This window comes from Treponema parvum, assembly GCF_017893945.1.
Taxonomy (GTDB): Bacteria; Spirochaetota; Spirochaetia; order Treponematales; family Treponemataceae; genus Treponema_D; species Treponema_D parvum_A.
The window spans coordinates 267,827-285,971 of the sequence record NZ_CP054257.1 but is presented as its reverse complement, the minus strand read 5'-3'; the positions used below and the strand labels follow the sequence as shown (position 1 = coordinate 285,971).

General features: G+C 44.8%; 16 protein-coding genes. 5 read left to right on the top strand and 11 right to left on the bottom strand.

Going from position 1 to position 18,145, the window contains the following annotated elements; all coding sequences use genetic code 11:
- Position 1: 1 nt before the first annotated feature.
- From HRI96_RS01335 to HRI96_RS01320, 4 genes are all read right to left on the bottom strand, one after another.
- Positions 2-832 carry a carbohydrate ABC transporter permease gene (locus tag HRI96_RS01335; RefSeq protein WP_210117750.1) on the bottom strand — a complete coding sequence of 277 codons (831 nt, stop codon included), beginning with the start codon at positions 830-832 and terminating at the stop codon, positions 2-4.
- Complete coding sequence (locus HRI96_RS01330) at positions 819-1,718, bottom strand: carbohydrate ABC transporter permease (RefSeq protein ID WP_210117749.1); 900 nt, start codon at positions 1,716-1,718, stop codon at positions 819-821. Before HRI96_RS01330 ends, HRI96_RS01335 begins: the two co-directional genes overlap by 14 nt.
- Before the next feature lie 164 nt (positions 1,719-1,882).
- On the bottom strand, positions 1,883-3,202 hold the full coding sequence (locus tag HRI96_RS01325) for an extracellular solute-binding protein (protein WP_210117748.1): 1,320 nt from the start codon (positions 3,200-3,202) through the stop codon (positions 1,883-1,885).
- Positions 3,203-3,420: 218 nt separating this feature from the next.
- Positions 3,421-5,553: a helix-turn-helix domain-containing protein gene (locus HRI96_RS01320; RefSeq protein ID WP_210117747.1), complete on the bottom strand. Its 2,133-nt coding sequence runs from the start codon at positions 5,551-5,553 to the stop codon at positions 3,421-3,423.
- A 98-nt stretch (positions 5,554-5,651) separates the two neighbouring features.
- Between HRI96_RS01320 and HRI96_RS01315 the strand changes: the two genes are divergently transcribed.
- Positions 5,652-6,059 (top strand): hypothetical protein, encoded by a 408-nt coding sequence (locus HRI96_RS01315; protein WP_210117746.1) that lies wholly within the window; start codon positions 5,652-5,654, stop codon positions 6,057-6,059.
- Between the two features lie 132 nt (positions 6,060-6,191).
- On the top strand, positions 6,192-7,052 hold the full coding sequence (locus HRI96_RS01310) for a flagellin N-terminal helical domain-containing protein (protein ID WP_210117745.1): 861 nt from the start codon (positions 6,192-6,194) through the stop codon (positions 7,050-7,052).
- Positions 7,053-7,338: 286 nt separating this feature from the next.
- On the opposite strand, the gene recR is transcribed toward HRI96_RS01310, so the two are convergent.
- From recR to dnaX, 3 genes are read right to left on the bottom strand one after another with little or no spacing between them, the layout of a single operon-like run.
- Entirely contained in the window at positions 7,339-7,929 is a 591-nt protein-coding gene (gene recR / locus HRI96_RS01305; RefSeq protein ID WP_210117744.1) for a recombination mediator RecR, read from the bottom strand.
- A gap of 1 nt (position 7,930) precedes the next feature.
- Positions 7,931-8,242, bottom strand: coding sequence for a YbaB/EbfC family nucleoid-associated protein (locus HRI96_RS01300; RefSeq protein ID WP_210117743.1), 312 nt, complete (start codon positions 8,240-8,242; stop codon positions 7,931-7,933).
- Positions 8,239-10,065 carry a DNA polymerase III subunit gamma/tau gene (dnaX, locus tag HRI96_RS01295; RefSeq protein WP_210117742.1) on the bottom strand — a complete coding sequence of 609 codons (1,827 nt, stop codon included), beginning with the start codon at positions 10,063-10,065 and terminating at the stop codon, positions 8,239-8,241. Before dnaX ends, HRI96_RS01300 begins: the two co-directional genes overlap by 4 nt.
- 259 nt (positions 10,066-10,324) lie before the next feature.
- Here dnaX and HRI96_RS01290 point away from each other — a divergent pair, with 259 nt between their 5' ends.
- Both HRI96_RS01290 and HRI96_RS01285 read left to right on the top strand, forming a co-directional pair.
- Positions 10,325-11,347, top strand: a complete 1,023-nt coding sequence (locus HRI96_RS01290; RefSeq protein WP_210117741.1) for a sugar kinase — start codon at positions 10,325-10,327, stop codon at positions 11,345-11,347.
- A gap of 262 nt (positions 11,348-11,609) precedes the next feature.
- A complete protein-coding gene (locus HRI96_RS01285; RefSeq protein WP_210117740.1) occupies positions 11,610-12,113 on the top strand; it encodes a DUF2179 domain-containing protein in 504 nt (167 codons plus the stop codon).
- 71 nt (positions 12,114-12,184) lie between these two features.
- Here the strand turns inward: HRI96_RS01285 and HRI96_RS01280 are convergent, their stop codons facing one another.
- Positions 12,185-13,324: an anaerobic sulfatase maturase gene (locus HRI96_RS01280; RefSeq protein ID WP_210117739.1), complete on the bottom strand. Its 1,140-nt coding sequence runs from the start codon at positions 13,322-13,324 to the stop codon at positions 12,185-12,187.
- 319 nt (positions 13,325-13,643) lie between these two features.
- Here HRI96_RS01280 and pgmB point away from each other — a divergent pair, with 319 nt between their 5' ends.
- Positions 13,644-14,315 (top strand): beta-phosphoglucomutase, encoded by a 672-nt coding sequence (gene pgmB, locus HRI96_RS01275; protein ID WP_210117738.1) that lies wholly within the window; start codon positions 13,644-13,646, stop codon positions 14,313-14,315.
- On the opposite strand, the gene HRI96_RS01270 is transcribed toward pgmB, so the two are convergent.
- From HRI96_RS01270 to HRI96_RS01260, 3 genes are read right to left on the bottom strand one after another with little or no spacing between them, the layout of a single operon-like run.
- Entirely contained in the window at positions 14,292-15,863 is a 1,572-nt protein-coding gene (locus HRI96_RS01270) for a glycoside hydrolase family 43 protein (RefSeq protein ID WP_210117737.1), read from the bottom strand. The genes pgmB and HRI96_RS01270 overlap by 24 nt on opposite strands.
- 6 nt (positions 15,864-15,869) lie before the next feature.
- Positions 15,870-16,937, bottom strand: a complete 1,068-nt coding sequence (locus tag HRI96_RS01265; protein WP_210117736.1) for a Gfo/Idh/MocA family protein — start codon at positions 16,935-16,937, stop codon at positions 15,870-15,872.
- On the bottom strand, positions 16,934-18,019 hold the full coding sequence (locus HRI96_RS01260; RefSeq protein WP_210117735.1) for a Gfo/Idh/MocA family protein: 1,086 nt from the start codon (positions 18,017-18,019) through the stop codon (positions 16,934-16,936). The genes HRI96_RS01265 and HRI96_RS01260 overlap by 4 nt, the downstream gene beginning before the upstream one ends.
- Between the last annotated feature and the right edge of the window lie 126 nt (positions 18,020-18,145).

Genomic DNA, 18,145 nt, shown 5'->3' with positions numbered 1-18,145 from the left:
TTCACCCCTTAATACCCGAGGAAGAAACTCCCTCAATAAAATATCTTTGCCCGAACATAAAAATTATCAGAACGGGAATAATAGAAATCAAGGCGGCAGCCATCTGCGGCCCCCAATAAACATACTGTTCGCGGACAAAGTCCGTCATTCCCAAAGGCAGAGTTTTTAGTTCGGGAGTAGTGATGTAGATCAACGGTGTAAAAAAATCGTTCCAGAAAAAACGGAATGACAGTATGGCCTGAGTTACCAGGACGGGCTTTGCCATGGGAAGCATTATCTTAAAGAAAATTATCCATTCGCGCGCGCCGTCGATCCTTGCCGCTTCTATATACGTATCCGGAATGGACAAAAAATACTGTCGTATGAGAAAGGTTCCGAAGGCCGTAAAAGTGCACAAGAGTATGATAGCTAAATGGGTGTCGTACAAATTCAGCGTGCGCATTATCACAAACTGGGGAATAGTAACGGCCTGCGACGGAATCATCATGGAAGCAAGGTACAAACCGAATATGAAATTGCGTCCCTTCCATTGCATTTTGGAAAACACGTATCCGCCCGTAGAAGCCGAAAACAATTGCAAAATCGTTATGATCGACGTAAGTTTGATCGAATTCCATATATACAGCGGAAAATTTTCACTCAGCTGCGCAAAATTTGAAAAGATTAACTTGCGCGGAATCAAATGAAACGGGAAATCGAAAATTTCACTTTCATTTTTAAAAGAAGAAGACAAAACTATGACGATGGGCAAAAGCGAAATTACCGTTATAAACAACAAAAAAACATATTTTACGAACTTACCGATCGTTTTCTTTGTATTATACGATATCATAAACCACCCACTTTTTTTGACCGTAATTTTGGATCAGCGTAACCGTAAGAATTATGATGAGAAGAACTACGGATTCCGCAGATGCAAACCCGAACCTGTAATACATAAAAGCGTTTCTATAGATGTCAAATGCAAGCACGTTCGTGCTTCCGGCAGGGCCTCCTCCCTGCTGGCCGCCCGTCATGACGTAAATGTAATCAAACGCTTGAAAACCCCTTATAACCGCAAGCGTAATCGCATAAAACAGCACGGGAGAAATGCCCGGCAAGGTGACGGCGATAAACTGCTGGATTTTTCCGGCTCCGTCAATTTCTGCGGCTTCATACAGCGAAGAATTTACATTCTGGAGAGCCCCTATCAGCAAAACCATATAGTAGCCGACACTTTGCCATATGGAAACCATCATAATGACGAGCAAAGAAGTCTTTTCGCTTGCAAGCCATCTGGAAGTAGGCAAATTAAAAAACTTTAAAAATCCGTTCATAAGGCCGGAAGACGGCTCGAAAATAAACATAAAGGCCAACCCAACAGCAACGGAAGAAAGAATATTCGGAATATAAAAAGCGCTTCTGAAAAAGGTGCTGCCCCTGAACGGGCGGGCAAGAAAAAGCGCAAATACCAAGCCGATTACTATCTGAAAAAACACGGTAACCGCCATGTATTTGAAAGTAAGAAAAAGACTATTTAAAAATTTTGCATCCGCAAACGCTACCACGTAATTTTTTATGCCGATAAATTTAAACTTTGCGCCGCCGGAATAATTGGTAAGTGAAAAGAAAACGGCCATAACCAAAGGAATAAATATGAATATGATAAAACCTATAAAACTCGGAAAAAGAAACGACATTATAGTCAGCCGCCGTATACCGTCGTGCTTTTTGTCCATGTTTCACCTCCTAAAATACAATACCGTGAAAAATCCGCAAAAAAAACGCAGGGAACAAGTTCCCCTAATATTTAAATGGGCTGCCGAAAAAGTAACAGACTTTTGAGGCAGCCCCTTTTCCAACTTTTTCGCCGGTCATGAAACGGTGCGTTTCGAAAGCGAGATCAGTATGAAGTATCTACGATATTCTTCATCTCTTTATTCCACTGCTCTTTAAACTGCGCGTCCGTAAGCTTGTTCAAAAGATAGGCTTCCTGCATGGTTTCTATTACGGCCTGAACGCGTGAACCGTATTTTGTAAACGTAGCGCCGTTATTCGAAACTTTCGGTTCAAGATAGTACTTAAGTGAAGACGCGTCCGGCAGATTTGCGCTGAGTATTTTTTCCACTTCGGGAGAACTTACGGCCGGAAGAACTCCGAAAGAAGCTGCGACCGCTGCGGCTTCTTCTCCGCCCATCCATGAAATAAATTCAAAGGCTGCGTCTTTTTTCTTGGAATAAGACGTCATACTGTTAAAGGTGGGAAGTCCCATCGTAGAATACTTTGGCGTATCGCAGGGGAGCCTTGTAATACCGTAATCGGCTTTTTTGAAACCTGCGGCAAGCAATCCGTCGCGTTCGCCGGTAGTCATCTGTCCGGGGAACCATTCGCCTATCAAAAGCATTCCGAGTTTTCCGTCGTAGAACTGCTTGGAATAGTGCGTCTTTGTAACCTTCATGTCGATAAGAGACCACATTGCGCCTTCAGCTTCAAGCCTTTTTCGAATGGCGATCTGCCTTAAAAGGTTGTCCATAGCGCCGATTTTACCGTCGTTGCTTATAAAAACTTCTCCTGTCTGGTTCGATATGTATGCGGCATTGGAGCCCCAAAAATAAATGGACGCGCCTATGAGGGAAGGATCCGCAGCGTGGATAGCACGCGCCGTCTCTTCGAATTTGTCCCATGTCCATTCGCCTTTTTCAACGTAATAGTCGGGAGTGTTGAGACCGGCCTTTTTAAACACGTTTTTGTTGAAATACGTAAAATAGGATCCTCCTCTCCACGGAATTCCGATAATATTGCCGTTATAGGTTACGGACGATTTATTCGCCTCAACGGCCGCAATCGGTTTGCCCGCCTTGCTTATAAAGCTGTTAAGCGGTTCCGAAAAACCGTTATCCATGCGGGAAAACGCATCGGTCTGACGTTTTTCCATATAGCAGTCCATTTCTGCGCGTCCCGAAAGCAACGTAAGAAGTTTTGTTTCATAATCGGCGGCGGGAAGGATTTTCGCGTCAACCTTGATGTTTGTGTGAGTTTCGTTAAATTTTTCTATCAAGGATTTATGGGCGGCGTCATCCCACGTATAATAGGTTATCACAACAGGGCCGGAAGATTGAGCGGAACCGGCGGGAGCGTCTTTACCGCCTGCTGCAAACACGCTTTGAACGACAAAAGATGTCAAAAGCAACACCTTTAGAAACGATTTGTAATGTTTTTTCATATAGACCTCCTATAAAAACTTTTGAAGAACCTATAGCGGAGCTTCCAGCTACCCGCAGCGGAGCTTCCAGCAAAGTTTCAACTTTCAAAAAAGTTTTTTCGGCGCGCAAGCGCACAGTAAATCAGATAACTTATTATCAGCCGGATTTTTCGATTTGTCTTGATTTAAATTTTAATTTTCAATTTTGAAAAACAACACTAAATAATTTTGAAATTTAACTATTTTTTAGTTTTATTACGAAAAATTCTGTAATATGTTGGAGAAACGCCGAATTTATTTTTAAAATACGTGCAAAAATACGAGTAGTTTGCAAAACCCGCTTCGCGCCTGACTTCGTCTATCGTTTTGTCGGTACGGGTGAGCAGATCTACGGCAAGGGCAAGCCTTTCTTCGCCTATAACATCGTTAAATGATTTCCCCGTAGTCTGACGGTATATGGAACGGGTATAATTCAGCGACAACCCCACATAATCGGCTATCATATCGGAATTGAGCATGGTATTTTTAATGTTGCCTTTAATATACCTGTTTATAACGGTAACGATTTCGAGGTTTTTTGAGCTTTTACCGGCCTCCCGGCTTTGCAGCAATACCCGTCTTATGCGCTCCGAAATTTCAGTCAACCCCTGAATTTCTTCAAGCGTGGAAATATCCTCCGACAGAGCGGTCATGCCTCCTGATAAGTACAAGTTTATTTCATTATGCAGATATTGATTTAAAATATACACCAGATTTGTAGTAAACAGGTTAAAACTGAACCAGGAAGGATTCTCCTTCATCGCAGCGATCGCCTTTTCCATATAAAGCATAAACTGTTTGTCGTCTTTATTTACGAGAGCCGTTTCAAATTCGTGAATATTTATGACCGTCATTTCCGGATATCGTCTTGAAGCGTAATCCACACTGCCCCTGTTTATCAGATACCGCTCTTTCATCATCTCTTTTAAATGGGACGCTTCCTGCGGCAAGTCGCTCATGTTTACCGTTTCTTCGGCTACGACAGCAGTAAGATCCGCATCAAACCTTTGCTTTACGACGTCTTTGAATCCGCAAAGTTTTACATAAATTCCGTTCGGACTCAGCGACGAAATCCATAAAAACAGCAGATCGTCAAGGCTTATGATCTGCCCTTTTTTTTGTAAATAACCCGCGGCCGAAAGATATACGTTTTTTTGAAGTTCGCCGCGATCTACAGTCGACATTAATTTAAGTTTTTTAGGCGTTACTCTAAAAATGGCAACACCGTACTCGTACACCTTGGAGATCGGAAGTTCAACCTTGCTCAATTTGCCCTGCACGTACGACAAAAGCCTTCTTTCATAACTCAATGAAAGGTCGACTTTTTGCGACACGATTATTATCGCAATGACAGCCGCAAAAAAAACGACTAGCATTACGAAGATGATGTTTTTAATAAAAGTGTAAAACCCGTGCATAAGCTGTGAATAGGGAATAATATAAAAAAGACGCCATCCCATAGTCGGCTGATCTTCGTAACAAACAAAATACTTTTCTCCTTCGCTCGACAGCTTTACGTATCCCCCGCTTTTTCCCTTTTCTACGGGAAGAGAGCAAATTCTGTCGTAAATGGAAAACGGTTTTACCGGCGTGTTAAAGAACGACGGATCCGGGTGTGATAAAAAATATCTTCGATAATCGGTAATAAAAAAAGAAGGCTTCATTTCTCCCGTCTTCTGGGTGAATAATTCCCTCGCATTTGATTCGGAAAGGTTTACAACTAAGGCGTAGCTTTTGGCGGCGTTGTTTGTTTTGTGAGAAATCGTCATGGTGTACAAATTTTCTTCTTTGGATTCGTCGGTATTCGTGTAGTCGGCTCTTGAAAAAAAACTTGTGGTCCTCATGGTAAATGTCACGGGTCTTTGTCCCATCTGTTCCAAAAACGAATCAAGATTTTTATCGCTGTAGCACGTAACGCCCTCGTAGCCCGCATAGGAAGAAAAATATCCGAAAACCCCGTTATAAAGATAGATCGAATGGATATAACCGTTTCTTGCAACCGTACGGTCGATCATAGTTCCTGCTTTTACGAATGTTTCATATTTTCCGTCTTTGTCGTTCCCGGAATTGCAAAAAAGGTAATCTTGTATTTCTTTTGCTTCAAAAAGCGCATTTAACGTGGGCATCGTGTTCATGCGCATCTGCTGATACAAAGAACTTACCATTGTCAGCGACAATTCATATTGTTCGGCAATGCTTTTTTCTCTATTGGAGATATATGCTATGGAAATCAAAAAAGTTATTATCAATACGCAAACCGTCGTCAAAGCGGTAACGGGAATAAATATTCTTAAAAAACGCGATCTGCCTTTACCTGTGATTAAATTTGACAAGACTCGCCTCCCGTAAGTTTTTTCATTTCATCAGGTTCTCGTTCAGGCTTATCTTTTTCGTATTGCCCTCGCCGATCAGCCCTGTTATTATTGCTCTTATGGAATACATTGTAATGGGAATTTCCTCCGCCGTCATCATTGCAGCCCTGATGTATTTTGGAAATATCTACAAAAAACCGAAATTCCGCTCTTCTTCTGAAAATATTCCGCGTAAAATCATATCCGTATGTCCTCTATGCCAAACGTCCCTTCTCACAGGTGAAAATCTGTATTCAAAAGTATACAGACCTATGACCGTTCCCGATCAACGCTGTACTGTATCAGGCTGTCCTTACTGCTATCCTAAATGCGCTCCTAATTTAAAACGAATCTGCCCCGTCTGCCATAAAGCCGTCCCGTCGACCGGTTATTTAATTGCCCGTCTGTTCAACAAGCCAGACGGCAAAAAACACGTCCACGTCTTAGGCTGCACGGAATGTTTTAAAAACGCAAAAAAAAATACATGATTTTTATAAATTCGCTTAATTCTTTTTTTTAATCTCCGATCATTATGGTATAGGGTGGTAAAACCCGGTACACGATCCGGTAAGGGTTTGTACCAGAAAAACCAAATTTCAAGTCTTTATAGGAGATTCTTTATGGTTATTAATCACAATATGAGCGCTATGTTTGCTCAGCGTGTACAGGGTAACACGAATTTAAGCAACCAGAAAAACATCGAAAAGCTTTCTTCCGGGGAAAAGATCAACCGCGCAGGCGACGACGCTTCCGGTCTTGCGGTTTCCGAAAAAATGCGCTCTCAGATCCGCGGTTTAAATCAGGCCGCATTGAACGCGCAGAACGGTATTTCCTTTATCCAGACAACCGAAGGTTATTTGCAGGAAACGACCGATATCATTCAGCGCATACGCGAGCTGGCGGTTCAGTCTTCCAACGGTATTTACACGGACGAAGACCGCATGCAGATCCAGGTTGAAGTTTCGTCTTTGATCGCTGAAGTCGACAGAATTGCAAGCGCAGCGCAATTTAACGGTATGAACATGCTCACAGGCCGCTTTGCACGTCCTACGGGAGAAAACAACGTTACGGCTTCAATGTGGCTGCATATCGGCGCAAATATGGATCAGCGCACGCAGGTATACATCGGAACGATGACCGCGACGTCTCTCGGTCTTCGCAATATCGGAGACGAATCTATCATGACGTTGGAATCGCCCGACGATGCGAACCGCGCGATCGGAACTTTGGACGAGGCCATTAAAAAGATCAACAAGCAGCGTGCCGATCTCGGCGCCTACCAGAACCGTCTTGAAAAGACCGTCGTAGGCCTTAATATAAGCGCCGAAAACCTTCAGGCGTCGGAAAGCCGCATACGCGACACCGACATGGCAAAGGAAATGGTCGACTTTACGAAGAACCAAGTCCTCTCTCAGGCGGGCACGGCTATGATCGCACAGGCGAACCAGACAAGTCAAAACGTCTTGAGTCTGCTCAGATAGTAAAAACGCTGCCGGTAAAATTCCGATCTTTGCGTCGGAAAACGGCAGTTCACATTATCGAACTTGGCGAGCTCGCCCGTAAGTTGAATCCTTGACTTACGGGCAATTTTTTTTGTATGAGACAGGAATCCCGCCCGATGGGCGCCTTTGTTAAGAGCGGACATTCCGCCAGACTATCGGTTGTTTGTTACGACCGGACGCTCCGCGCCCGATTAGTATCCTTCGTCGAGGCGCCGGCGCTATTCATCATTAGCTGTTCTTCAGCGGGATTTCCTAGCCGGAGATTTTAAAAACCCGTGCGCCCCCTAAAACTGCGGGCAAGCGTAAGCTTATCCGCGTATTCCAAATCCCCTCCTACAGGAAGCCCGGAAGCTAACCTTGTAACTTTTACGTCCGTCCTGTCCGTCAAAAGCCTGTGCAGATATAAGGCCGTAGTGTCGCCTTCAACGGTGGGATTTGTCGCAATTATAACTTCTTTTACATAACCTTCCTGGACGCGGGAAATTAAAGCGGCTATGGAAAGTTTGTCAGGCCCTATTCCTTCCAGCGGAGCTATAACTCCGCCTAAAACATGGAACAATCCGTTATATTCACGGGAATTTTCTATTGTCTGAACGTCCTGCGGCTGCTCCACTACACAGATGAGACTTTTGTCCCGCAGGATATCCGAGCATATCGGACAAGGATCGCCTTCCGTCCATGCGCCGCAGATCGAACAAGGTTTTATTCTGTCCTGCAAAGTCAGAATTTGGTGCGAAAAGGATTGATTAAACGATCGGTCGGATCTTAAAAGATAATTCGCGATTCTTCCGGCGCTTTTTTTGCCTATACCGGGAAGTCTGGAAAACGATTCCGTCAATTCTTCAAGTGCATTCATTTTAAGCGCCCATCCCCGGAAGCTGCAAACCGCCCAGCATAGGCCCGAGCCGGTTTTTTATTTCCTGCTGGATGCGTTCCATAGCGTCGTGATGAGCGGCTATGATAAGATCCTGCAGCATCGGAATATCTCTGTTGTCTACGCAAAGAGGGTCAAGCTTTATGCCTGTGATCTGCATTTTTCCGTTTACGGTGATCTGAACCATATTTCCCCCGGAAGAACCCGTCGCAGAAATTCCTTCCAACTGGGCTTGCGCTTTTTCCAGCTGCTCTTGAATAACCTGAGGATTTTTTAACAGATCGAAAGGGTTCATATTTTTCCTCCAACTATAGTTCCTCTGAATATTTTACAAATCATATCTACTTTTTGTGGAATTTCCTGTTTTACGGCGGTTTGCCGGTTGTCCGCTTTTATTTTGACGCGGAATGCTACGGGCCTGCCGCAGATTTTGTTTACGAGTTCCGAGAGAACATCGATCTGACGCTCAAGCTGACCTTTTTTGAATTCCGAATCGACTTCCGCCGATATTTCGTTTTCACTTGAAAATTTCAAATCCGCCTGCATCACGGCCGACGCCGTAAAACCGTCGTCGTTTTTAGTCAATTCCCGGATAATCGCATTTTTTATGTCTTCCGATTTTTCTATCGGAGAATTCGCCGCTGTTTGTTGAGGCGGCAGGGCTCCGCCGAAGTCAAAAGGGTCTGTGTCTTCCTCCTCTTCGTACGGCACGTCCGGAGGAACGTCGGGATACGGATCGGAATATGTTTCAAAAGGCGGCTCCTGCGAAAGATAAGAGCTTTCTGCGGCTTTCGTTTCCGGCTGCACGCTCCGCTGAGAATTTGCTTTGCTCAAGGCTGAAAAAGTTGTCACCCCTTCGACGGCGGCGCTGCCCGCAAATAAACCGCCGCTGTCGGGACGGCCGTTACCATTACCGTTGCCTTGTTGCGTCGAATTTTCCGCCGTCCCGGTTACGCTTCCCGCATTGTTTCCCAACAAGACCGTTCTCGCAGCATCAATCGATTTTTTTACTTCCGCCTGAGAAACATATTCTTTCAGCCAGCACATCCTTGAAAACGCAAGTTCCGTCTCGTAACGCGGCGAAAGCGAATAGCGTATGTCGCGGTAAAGCTGTAAAAACAATGAAAGAGCTCTTTCAATCTGGATGCAATTCCACGCTTCGATCACATCCTTGCTGTAGCGTTCGGGGGACTGCCCGAGCAGGGCTTCTTTTTTTATTCCGTTTTTTAAAAGCAAAACGCTTCTCAAATAATCCGCGCTGTTTGAAATAAGCTGTTCGATCAAAATTCCCGACTGCAAATATTCGTCAAGAGTGTTTATAACATCGGCATTGTCGCCCTGTACGCATTTTTCAAAGAGTTTGTTCAGGCGGTCGATGCCTACCAATCCCAGCTTGTCAAGAATTTTTTCGTAAGTGATAAATGAATCGCTGAACGCCGCAACCTGATCAAAAAGAGTATAAGCGTCTCTTACGCTCCCGGTCGATTCGCGTGCAATCCAATAAAGAGCCTCTTCTTCGGCCCTTACTCCTATTTCCGAAGCGGTCTCTGCCAACAGTTCTTTTATCTGTTCTACGGAAACCAGACGAAAATTAAATTGCTGACACCGGCTTTTTATTGTCGCCGGAACCTTTTGAAGCTCCGTAGTCGCAAAAATAAATACGACATAGGGCGGCGGCTCTTCTATGGTCTTTAAAAGCGCGTTAAAAGCGCTTACGGAAAGCATGTGAACTTCATCGATTATGTATATTTTATATCTGCATGAGTTCGGAGGAAATTGTACTTCGTCTTTGATCTGCCGCACGTCGTTTACGCTTGTGTTTGAAGCGCCATCAATTTCAATCACATCCATGCTTGAGCCTTTTGTAATTTCGATGCAAGCCGTACAGGTGCAGCACGGAGACTCTACGGCCCTATCGCTGCTTTGGCAGTTTAAGGCTTTTGCAAGTATGCGGGCGGTAGAAGTTTTTCCGCAGCCGCGCGGGCCTGAAAACAAATATGCGTGCGCGATTTTTCCCGATTTAATAGAATTTTTTAACGTAGCTGCGACAAATTCCTGTCCGACAAGATCTTCAAAATGCTGCGGCCTGCGTCTGGTCGCCGTAATCTCATAAGCCATACCGGTATGATACATGAAATTGCAGGATTAATGAAGCTCCCGCGGCACAGTTCTCCTGCGCAGTCGCACGCGGCAGGCCGCTGCCGGGAGTGCAGCCTTTTTCAAGACCGTACCGCAATGCATTTTCCCAACGCGCCGAACGTCCGCTGCGCAGAACATTCGTGCCTGCGCAGTTAACCGCCGGCATTTAACTTGCTAATCGGCGGATAATAATATATCATTGTAAGAACTTTCATTTTCTTTACGGAGGCTATTAATTATGGATAAGGTTGTAACATTCGGTGAAATCATGCTGCGTTTGGCGCCCGAAGGCTGGTATCGTTTTACACAGGTGGATAAATTCGGCGCTACTTTCGGCGGCGGAGAAGCTAACGTTGCCGTTTCTTTGGCAAACTACGGATTTGACGCATGCTTTGTGACAAAGCTGCCGGACAATCCGATCGGACAGTCCGCGATCAACAGTCTTCGCCGCTTCGGAGTAAACACAAGCTACATAGCGCGCGGAGGCGAAAGGGTCGGCATTTACTATCTTGAAAAAGGCGCTTCCCAGCGCGGATCGGTATGCGTTTATGACCGCGCGCATTCTTCCATCCAGGAAGCAAAAGCGTCCGATTTCGATTGGGACAATATTTTCAAGGGGGCAAAGTGGTTCCACGTAACGGGAATTACTCCGGCGCTCGGACAGAATATCGTAGATATAACCGTTGAAGCGTGCAAGGCTGCAAAAAAAGCCGGCGTTACGGTTTCATGCGATCTTAACTATCGCGGCAAACTCTGGACACGCGATCAGGCGCGCAAAGCCATGACTGAAATTTGCAAATACGTTGACGTGTGTATAAGCAATGAAGAAGATGCAAAAGACGTCTTCGGAATTGAAGCTGAAAATACGGATATCAACAGCGGAAAATTGAATAAAGAAGGATACAAGAGCGTAGCAAAACAGCTTGCGGACAAATTCGGCTTTAAAAAAGTTGCTATCACGCTCCGCACATCCATCAGCGCAACGTTCAATAACTGGGCGGGTCTCCTCTATGACGGAAAAGATTTCTGTTTCAGCAAAGAATACGAAATGTTCATCGTAGACCGCGTAGGCGGAGGCGACAGCTTCGGCGGCGGACTCATCTATGCGCTTTTAAAAGGAAAGTCGACACAGGAAGCCGTTGATTTTGCAGTTGCGGCAAGCTGCTTAAAGCACACGATCGAAGGCGACTTCAACGCGGTTTCCGTAAGCGAAGTTGAAAAACTCGCCGGAGGAAACGCATCGGGACGCGTACAGCGCTAGTTTTGCCGATTTCTGTAAACTTGACTTGCAGGCCGCACGTTTTGTGCGGCTGCGGCAGGGGGTGGAGGGGTGAGCGAAGCGAAAACAAACGCTATGCGTTTGTTCGGAGGCGAAAGCCGGAGCCCCGAAAGACGTCGGTCAGCAAGCCGACCTCAACGAGTTTGCTTTGCAAACTCGCAATCATAGAAGAAGCCGCAAAAAGCCGCCCTAAAGTTAAAAAACTCGAATTTCGGGCTAAAAAAGTAAAATTTTTGAGGTGTACATGTTCACGCAAGAACAGATTATTACGGCTGTCATAATATTTGCCGCTCGTGTAATGGATGTGTCTCTCGGAACCTTCCGCAACGTATTGGTCATCAGAAGAAAGAGACTGTATGCCTTTATCGTATCGTTTTTTGAATGCCTTATTTGGATATATGCCGTCTCCAGAGTGATTACGGATCTTACGGATCCTATCACTTCCGTAGCCTTCGCCTTGGGCTTTGCCACAGGAACGTTTATGGGCATAACCATAGAAGGCTTATTTAAAATAGGCGAACAGGCTGTAAGAATTTTCAGTTTAAAAGGCGACGACATATCCGACAGCCTTAGAAGCCAAGGGTTCCGAGTAACCGTCTTTGAAGGCAAAGGCAGAAACGGCCCGGTAAAAATGGTTTTTGTCCAAGTAAAAAGACGAAACGTAAAAAAAGTGTTTAAACTTGCCAGAACCATAGATCCTTTATGTTTTATGGTTGTGGACGACATATGCGACGCCTATACCGCATAGAGCAGGGGCTGCTTCGGGCGGTGAGAGGTCTGCAGATTTTGCGGAAAAGATTTGAACGGCAAAAAAATAACTCACACATGTCTGCCTAATGCAAATTGTCTTTCCATAGCGCCCATATAATCCAGCTTATCGATCTCTTTTTCAAAAAAAATTTTATACGCCTTACACAGATATGAACATCTCAGTTTTCCGGTTTTAAAATCTTCGCGGTCCCGCCTGCAGCCTCCCCTACAGAGCGGAAAGTATCGGCAAGTTTTGCATGCTTCGTCAATGATGCAGGATTTTTCCGTAAATTGAATTTCTTTGCGTTTAAGATCTATCCGCTCAAAAGTATCTCTCGTAAGATTCCCCAGACAAAAACCGTCCAAAACATAAAAATCACAGGGGAACACCGAACCGTCGGCTTCAAGAACATAATTGCTCGGACAAAATCCCAACATTCCGCAAGACTCGCATTGTCCTCCGGCAAGCCTTATGACAAGATTGTCAAAATATCGAATGGAAATAAAATCGCGGCGGCGCCAATCCTTAAAATACAATTCAAACAGATCTATTAAAAATTTTCCGTAAATTTCAGGCGTCAACGAATAATCCTGCCCGCCGTGTCCTTCGGCAATGGGATCCAAACAAGCGATGTACTGCTGATACCTGTAACCGTTCCTTTTAAAAAACTCATATATTTCTTTAATATTCTTGGCGATATCCTTAGTAACGGTTATGAGAATGTTAAAATCAACCTCAAAAGCTTTTAATATCTGGCTGGCTTTAAAAACATTTTTAAATGTGCCGTTACCGGCCTTATCATGCCGATATAGGTCGTGAGTCTTTTTATTTCCGTCCATCGACAATCCGATAAGAAAATTGTTTTTTTTGAAAAATTCGGCCCATTTTCTGTCTACGATAAAGCCGTTTGTCTGCAGCGCAAAATGTATCGTCTTCTCTTTTTTTTTCAAAAAAGAATAAGAAACAAAGTCTTCAAAAAAAGAAAAACCCGCGCAAGTAGGTTCCCCTCCTTGAAATGAAAAAGTTATCTCATCGTTTTCTTCAACAGCCCTGTCAATGATTTTATGAGCCGTTTCCTTTGTCATTATGCCGTAGTTAGCGGAATTCCTGTTTTCACTTTCGTCGATGTAAAAACAGTATTTGCATATCATATTACAGTTGCAAGAGGCAGGTTTTATTAAAAGGACTCTGTGCTTTTTCGGACTCATATTCTTTTATTTTATCAAATATTTAAAAATATATGAATGGAATATCGAAAAGAATCGCGCGAACATATGCGGCTCAGACACAGTACGAACGCAAACAGATGCGGCGCAGACGGAATAGCATAAGAGGGAACGGGCAATTACGGCGCAGACGCAGCCCGGGCGGGCATAGGCATGGCTAAGAATTCTGCGATGTGCGACTTTCAAGCAACTTACAACTTACAAGTAATGTCGACATTCAGGCTAAATATGATATAATCGCCTATACGCAAATTTTTGCACCGTTTTTCGTTTTTATGGAAGCGTTCGTCAGGAGAGTTGTATGGATAAGATATCAGGCCTTTTATTTGATCTGGACGGAGTGATCGTCGACACGGCTAAATATCACTTTTTAGCATGGAAAAAATTGGCGGAAGAATTGAATATTCCTTTTAGCGAACAGGATAACGAGCGTCTTAAAGGCGTAAGCCGTATGGCAAGCCTTGAGATTATCCTTGAAATAGGCGGCAGGACAATGAGCGATGAAGAAAAAAATTCCTGCTGCGATAAAAAAAACCGCCTTTATGTGTCATACATAGAAAAGTTAAAAAAAGACGAAATTTTACCGGGCGTAAAAGAATTTTTAGTCGACGCCCGCAAAAACGGGTTTCATACTGCGCTCGGTTCCGCAAGCAAAAACTCAAAGCTCATCCTGGATAAACTTGAAATAAACAACCTTTTCGACGCTGTCGTTGACGGTACAAAGGTGTCAAAAGCAAAACCCGATCCCGAAGTCTTTAAACAAGGCGCCAAAGAGTTAAACATTCCGTTTGAACGGTGCATAGTTTTTGAAGACGCGGCAGCCGGAATAAAAGCCGCTCACAACGCGGGGATGAAGGCCGTAGGTATAGGTTCCGAAAAAATTCTTTTTGAAGCGGATCTTGTCATCCAAGGTTTTAAAGACATCACGATCGCGGATATAATAAAAAAACTAAACATTGTAGTCAAAAAATAAAAAATCGGCACATTTGGCCATAGCCGCCGTATCGGTACACATCATTCCTATGAAAGCGCCCGTAAAACTGTCTTTAAAATAATCGTCGCTGAGAATCGAAGTGTCAAAATCTTTCAGTACGGGAACCCACTCTTTGTTATCCGGCGAATATGAAAAAGTACCCCGCGCATACTCAACTTCAAGCTTCAGATACACGTCTTTTTCCGGGATCGGCAGGACGGGAGTTTTTGAAAAGACGCCCGAATCCATACTCGTTATGACAAGGCAGCGTCCCTTTTTCTCATCCTTTGTAACGGCAAAGTAATAGTGAAGGTTTTCATCATAATAGTACGTCAAGCCGGCCATGTGCTGGAACGATTCGGGTTCAAAATGCAACCTTGTAACGGCCGTAAACGAAAAATCCGTCTGTCTTCTGGCCAAAAGAGCCTTGTGAAACGTAGAACACGGCGATTCTCCGCCGCGAATTTCAAGTCCGCCGCCGCTTTTAAGCTTAAAAAAATCTCTGTTGTCGACGGTGCGAAGATATTTGAAATCATCGTAAAAACCGTCGTCTTTAAAATCATAATGTCTGGAACTGTTATGCGGAATTTCGGATTCGTCGTTATCGGTTATAACGTAAGGCTCGGGAGTGTTGGCGGCGCTTCCGTCGTTATGAACCACATAAGGCCAATCATCCTGCCACTTTACAAGTGCAAGCGAAGTTTCTCTTCCTAAAACGCATCTTGTCGTTCCAGGCAAGGGCCTGCCGCAAAGGAATACCAACGCCCAAAGGCCGTCCTTGTAATCGCACAAACTTGCGTGACCGGCTTTTTGTATCGCCAGCGTATCATCGCCTCTGCTTGAGATCAGCGGGTTAGAAGGATGTATTTCATAGGGACCTTCGATGTTTTTTGACCGGGCGATGCTTGCCGCGTGATTGTAAAAAGTACAGCCCTCCGCAGTAAGAAGATAGTAATATCCGTTGCGCTTGAAAATGTGCGGACCTTCCACAAACCCTATATCCGTACCGGTGAATATCTTTTTTATAGCTCCGACCGGCCGTTTTTTTACAGGATCGTATTCCTGCAAAAGTATACCTGAGAAATTACGTTCTTTTTTCCACCGGTAATCCCATTCCATGTTTACAAGATATTTTTTACCGTCCGTGTCGTGAAACAGAGAAGGATCGAATCCCGAAGAATTTAAATATACCGGCTCCGACCAAGGTCCTTCGATTTTTTCTGCCGTCACAAGAAAATTGGGAGTGTCTTTCCACGGGCCGCGGTTCCATGTTCTCACATTGGTGTATATGAGATAAAAAAGCTTTCCGTCGTAAGAAAGGCACGGCGCCCAAATGCCGCAGGAAGGTTCGCATCCTGTCATGTCTAGCTGTGTTTTCCGTTGCAGAGGAGAAGGCAGCGGACGCCAAGTGCACAAGTCCTTCGAATAAGAAAGTTCTACGCCGGGAAACCATTCAAACGTAGAATTTGCCAGATAATAAGTGTCTTTTACTTTGCATATGCTCGGATCCGGATGAAATCCGCTCAAAATAGGATTGCGTATTTTCATAGTATTTTATCTTAACGATATTCCTTCCATCAAAATTGTCGCGCCGTCTTTAAGCGGGAATAAAACGGCTTTTTTTGTTCTCCAGCTTTCGTAAAAGGCCAGAACCGTCTCAAGCGCATTGCGCCCCGCAGATCCGTCGACAAAGGGTTCTCCGCCTTGCTTCAAAGTCCGTATAAAATCTTCAAAAATACGCGCGTGCCCGTCTCCGTACACGGAAGAAAAGTTCTGTGTTTCAGCCTTCCACCCGTTTACTTCGGGATCTTTAAATTCCCAAAAATCAATACGTTCGGCAGCCTGACCTCCCAGTTTGACCGTTCCGTTTTCGCCTATGATCGTTAAAGTTTCTTCCAGATTATTTTTGTACGTGTTCACCGTGCCTTCGGCTGTCGCAATGACGCCGTTTTTGAACTTTATCAGCCCGATGCCGATATCTTCAACTTCCAAATACGGATGTTCCCTGTTGCCTAGCACGGCATACAGATAATCTATATCCGGCCCTAGCAGATAGCGAAGAAGGTCGAATCCGTGTATGCACTGGTTCATCAGTGCGCCGCCGTCGCTCGCCCACTTGCCTCTCCAATCGTCGCCTGCGTAATACGAGCGCTCGCGCGACCATCGAACGCATACGGCGGCGTTCGATATTGTGCCGAAGGCGCCTTTGTCCACAGCTTTTTTTACCAAAACAGTCGTATTGTTCAGCCGATTTTGCTGACAAACGCCCAAAACGAGCCTTTTTTTCTCTGCCGTGCCGATCATTTCATCGGCATCTTTAAGGCTCATGGCCATGGGTTTTTCACATAAGACATTCAATCCCATGGAAAAAGCCGCCATGACAACGTCATGATGACTTCCGCTGTCGGTCGCGACGGAAACAAAGTCAATTGGCTTTACGTCGCTTATCATTGTTTTAAAATCTGCGTAACATATGTCTTTTTTAAGGTTATAGCGTTCGGCCAACGCCTGTGCCTTAGCAATATCCGTGTCGCAAAGTCCCGCTATTTCAAGGCCTGTGTCTATTGCGCTCTGAATATGGCTCGGGGCTATTCTGCCGCAGCCGACTAACGCGTATCTCATTTTATTATGACGGCCTTTCTTTCCGCTTCTATGGCAAGTTCTATGGCGCGGAAAGTGTGCTCTTGGGACATCGCGGTTTCGGTATTATTCAAACAATCAAGTATGAGTTTACCGAAATACGGAAATCCTATTTTCCCGTGTACGTTGTAGTGGTATTCGCCCTTTTCATCGACGACAATAACATGGTCGGCTTCCTTGGACGCGGCGACGTCTACATATTTTCTTATCTCAATATAGCCCTTCGTACCGCAGATCCACAAACGCCCGTCTCCCCATGTGGAAAGGCCGTCGGGAGTGAACCAGTCTACGCTTATATAACACGGAATGCCGTTGTCGGTTATAAAAGTCGCATCGCCGTAATCTTCCAATTCAGGGTATTGGGGATGTTTTAAGTTTCCTACTCGGCTGGAAATAAGGCGCGCATCCTTTGCGTCCGCATAGTACAGAACTTGCTCAAGCTGATGAGAACCTATGTCGGTAATAATTCCGCCGTACTGTTCTTTTTTAAAAAACCATTCGGGACGTTTTGAAAGCCCGGTACGATGAGGCCCCCAGCCTTTTATTGAAACAATCTCGCCGATCCTTCCTTCTTTTATGAGCTGTTCGGCATAAATGGCCGATTCAACATGCAGACGCTCGGCATAGTAGACGAACCATTTCAGCCCGGTTTTTCTTACCTTCGTTCTGGCTTCTTCAACCTGAGCCTGCGTTGTCATCGGCGGCTTGTCCGAAAAATAAAACTTTCCGTGATCGAGAGCGTCAAGCCCTATGCCGCACCTCTCATTTGCTATACCCGCGCTCGCAACAAGCTTTATCTCCTTTGTGTTCATAAGAGCTTCCTGAGAAGGAAGAGCCTTTGCAGACGGGAACATTTTTATAAATTCCTTAACTTTTTCAGGATCGGGATCATATACGAAGCCGATCGTAGCGCCGGCTTCGCTGAGTCCGTTACACATGCCGTTTATGTGCCCGTGCGCCAAACCGCACGCTCCTACTATGAATTCTCCCGGTTTACATACGATGTTCTTTTCGCCTTTGGGAGCGTAATTAGCTCCGTCTTTTTTATCATAATCTGCCGCCATAAATTCTCCTTGCTTTATGATTTGATTCAATTTCGAGTTTGATAAGACTCGAAATTTTCCAACCCTTTAGTGCACCAACTGAATTGCGAGTTTTGAAAACGAGATGCCTAAGGCGAGGTTCCGCTT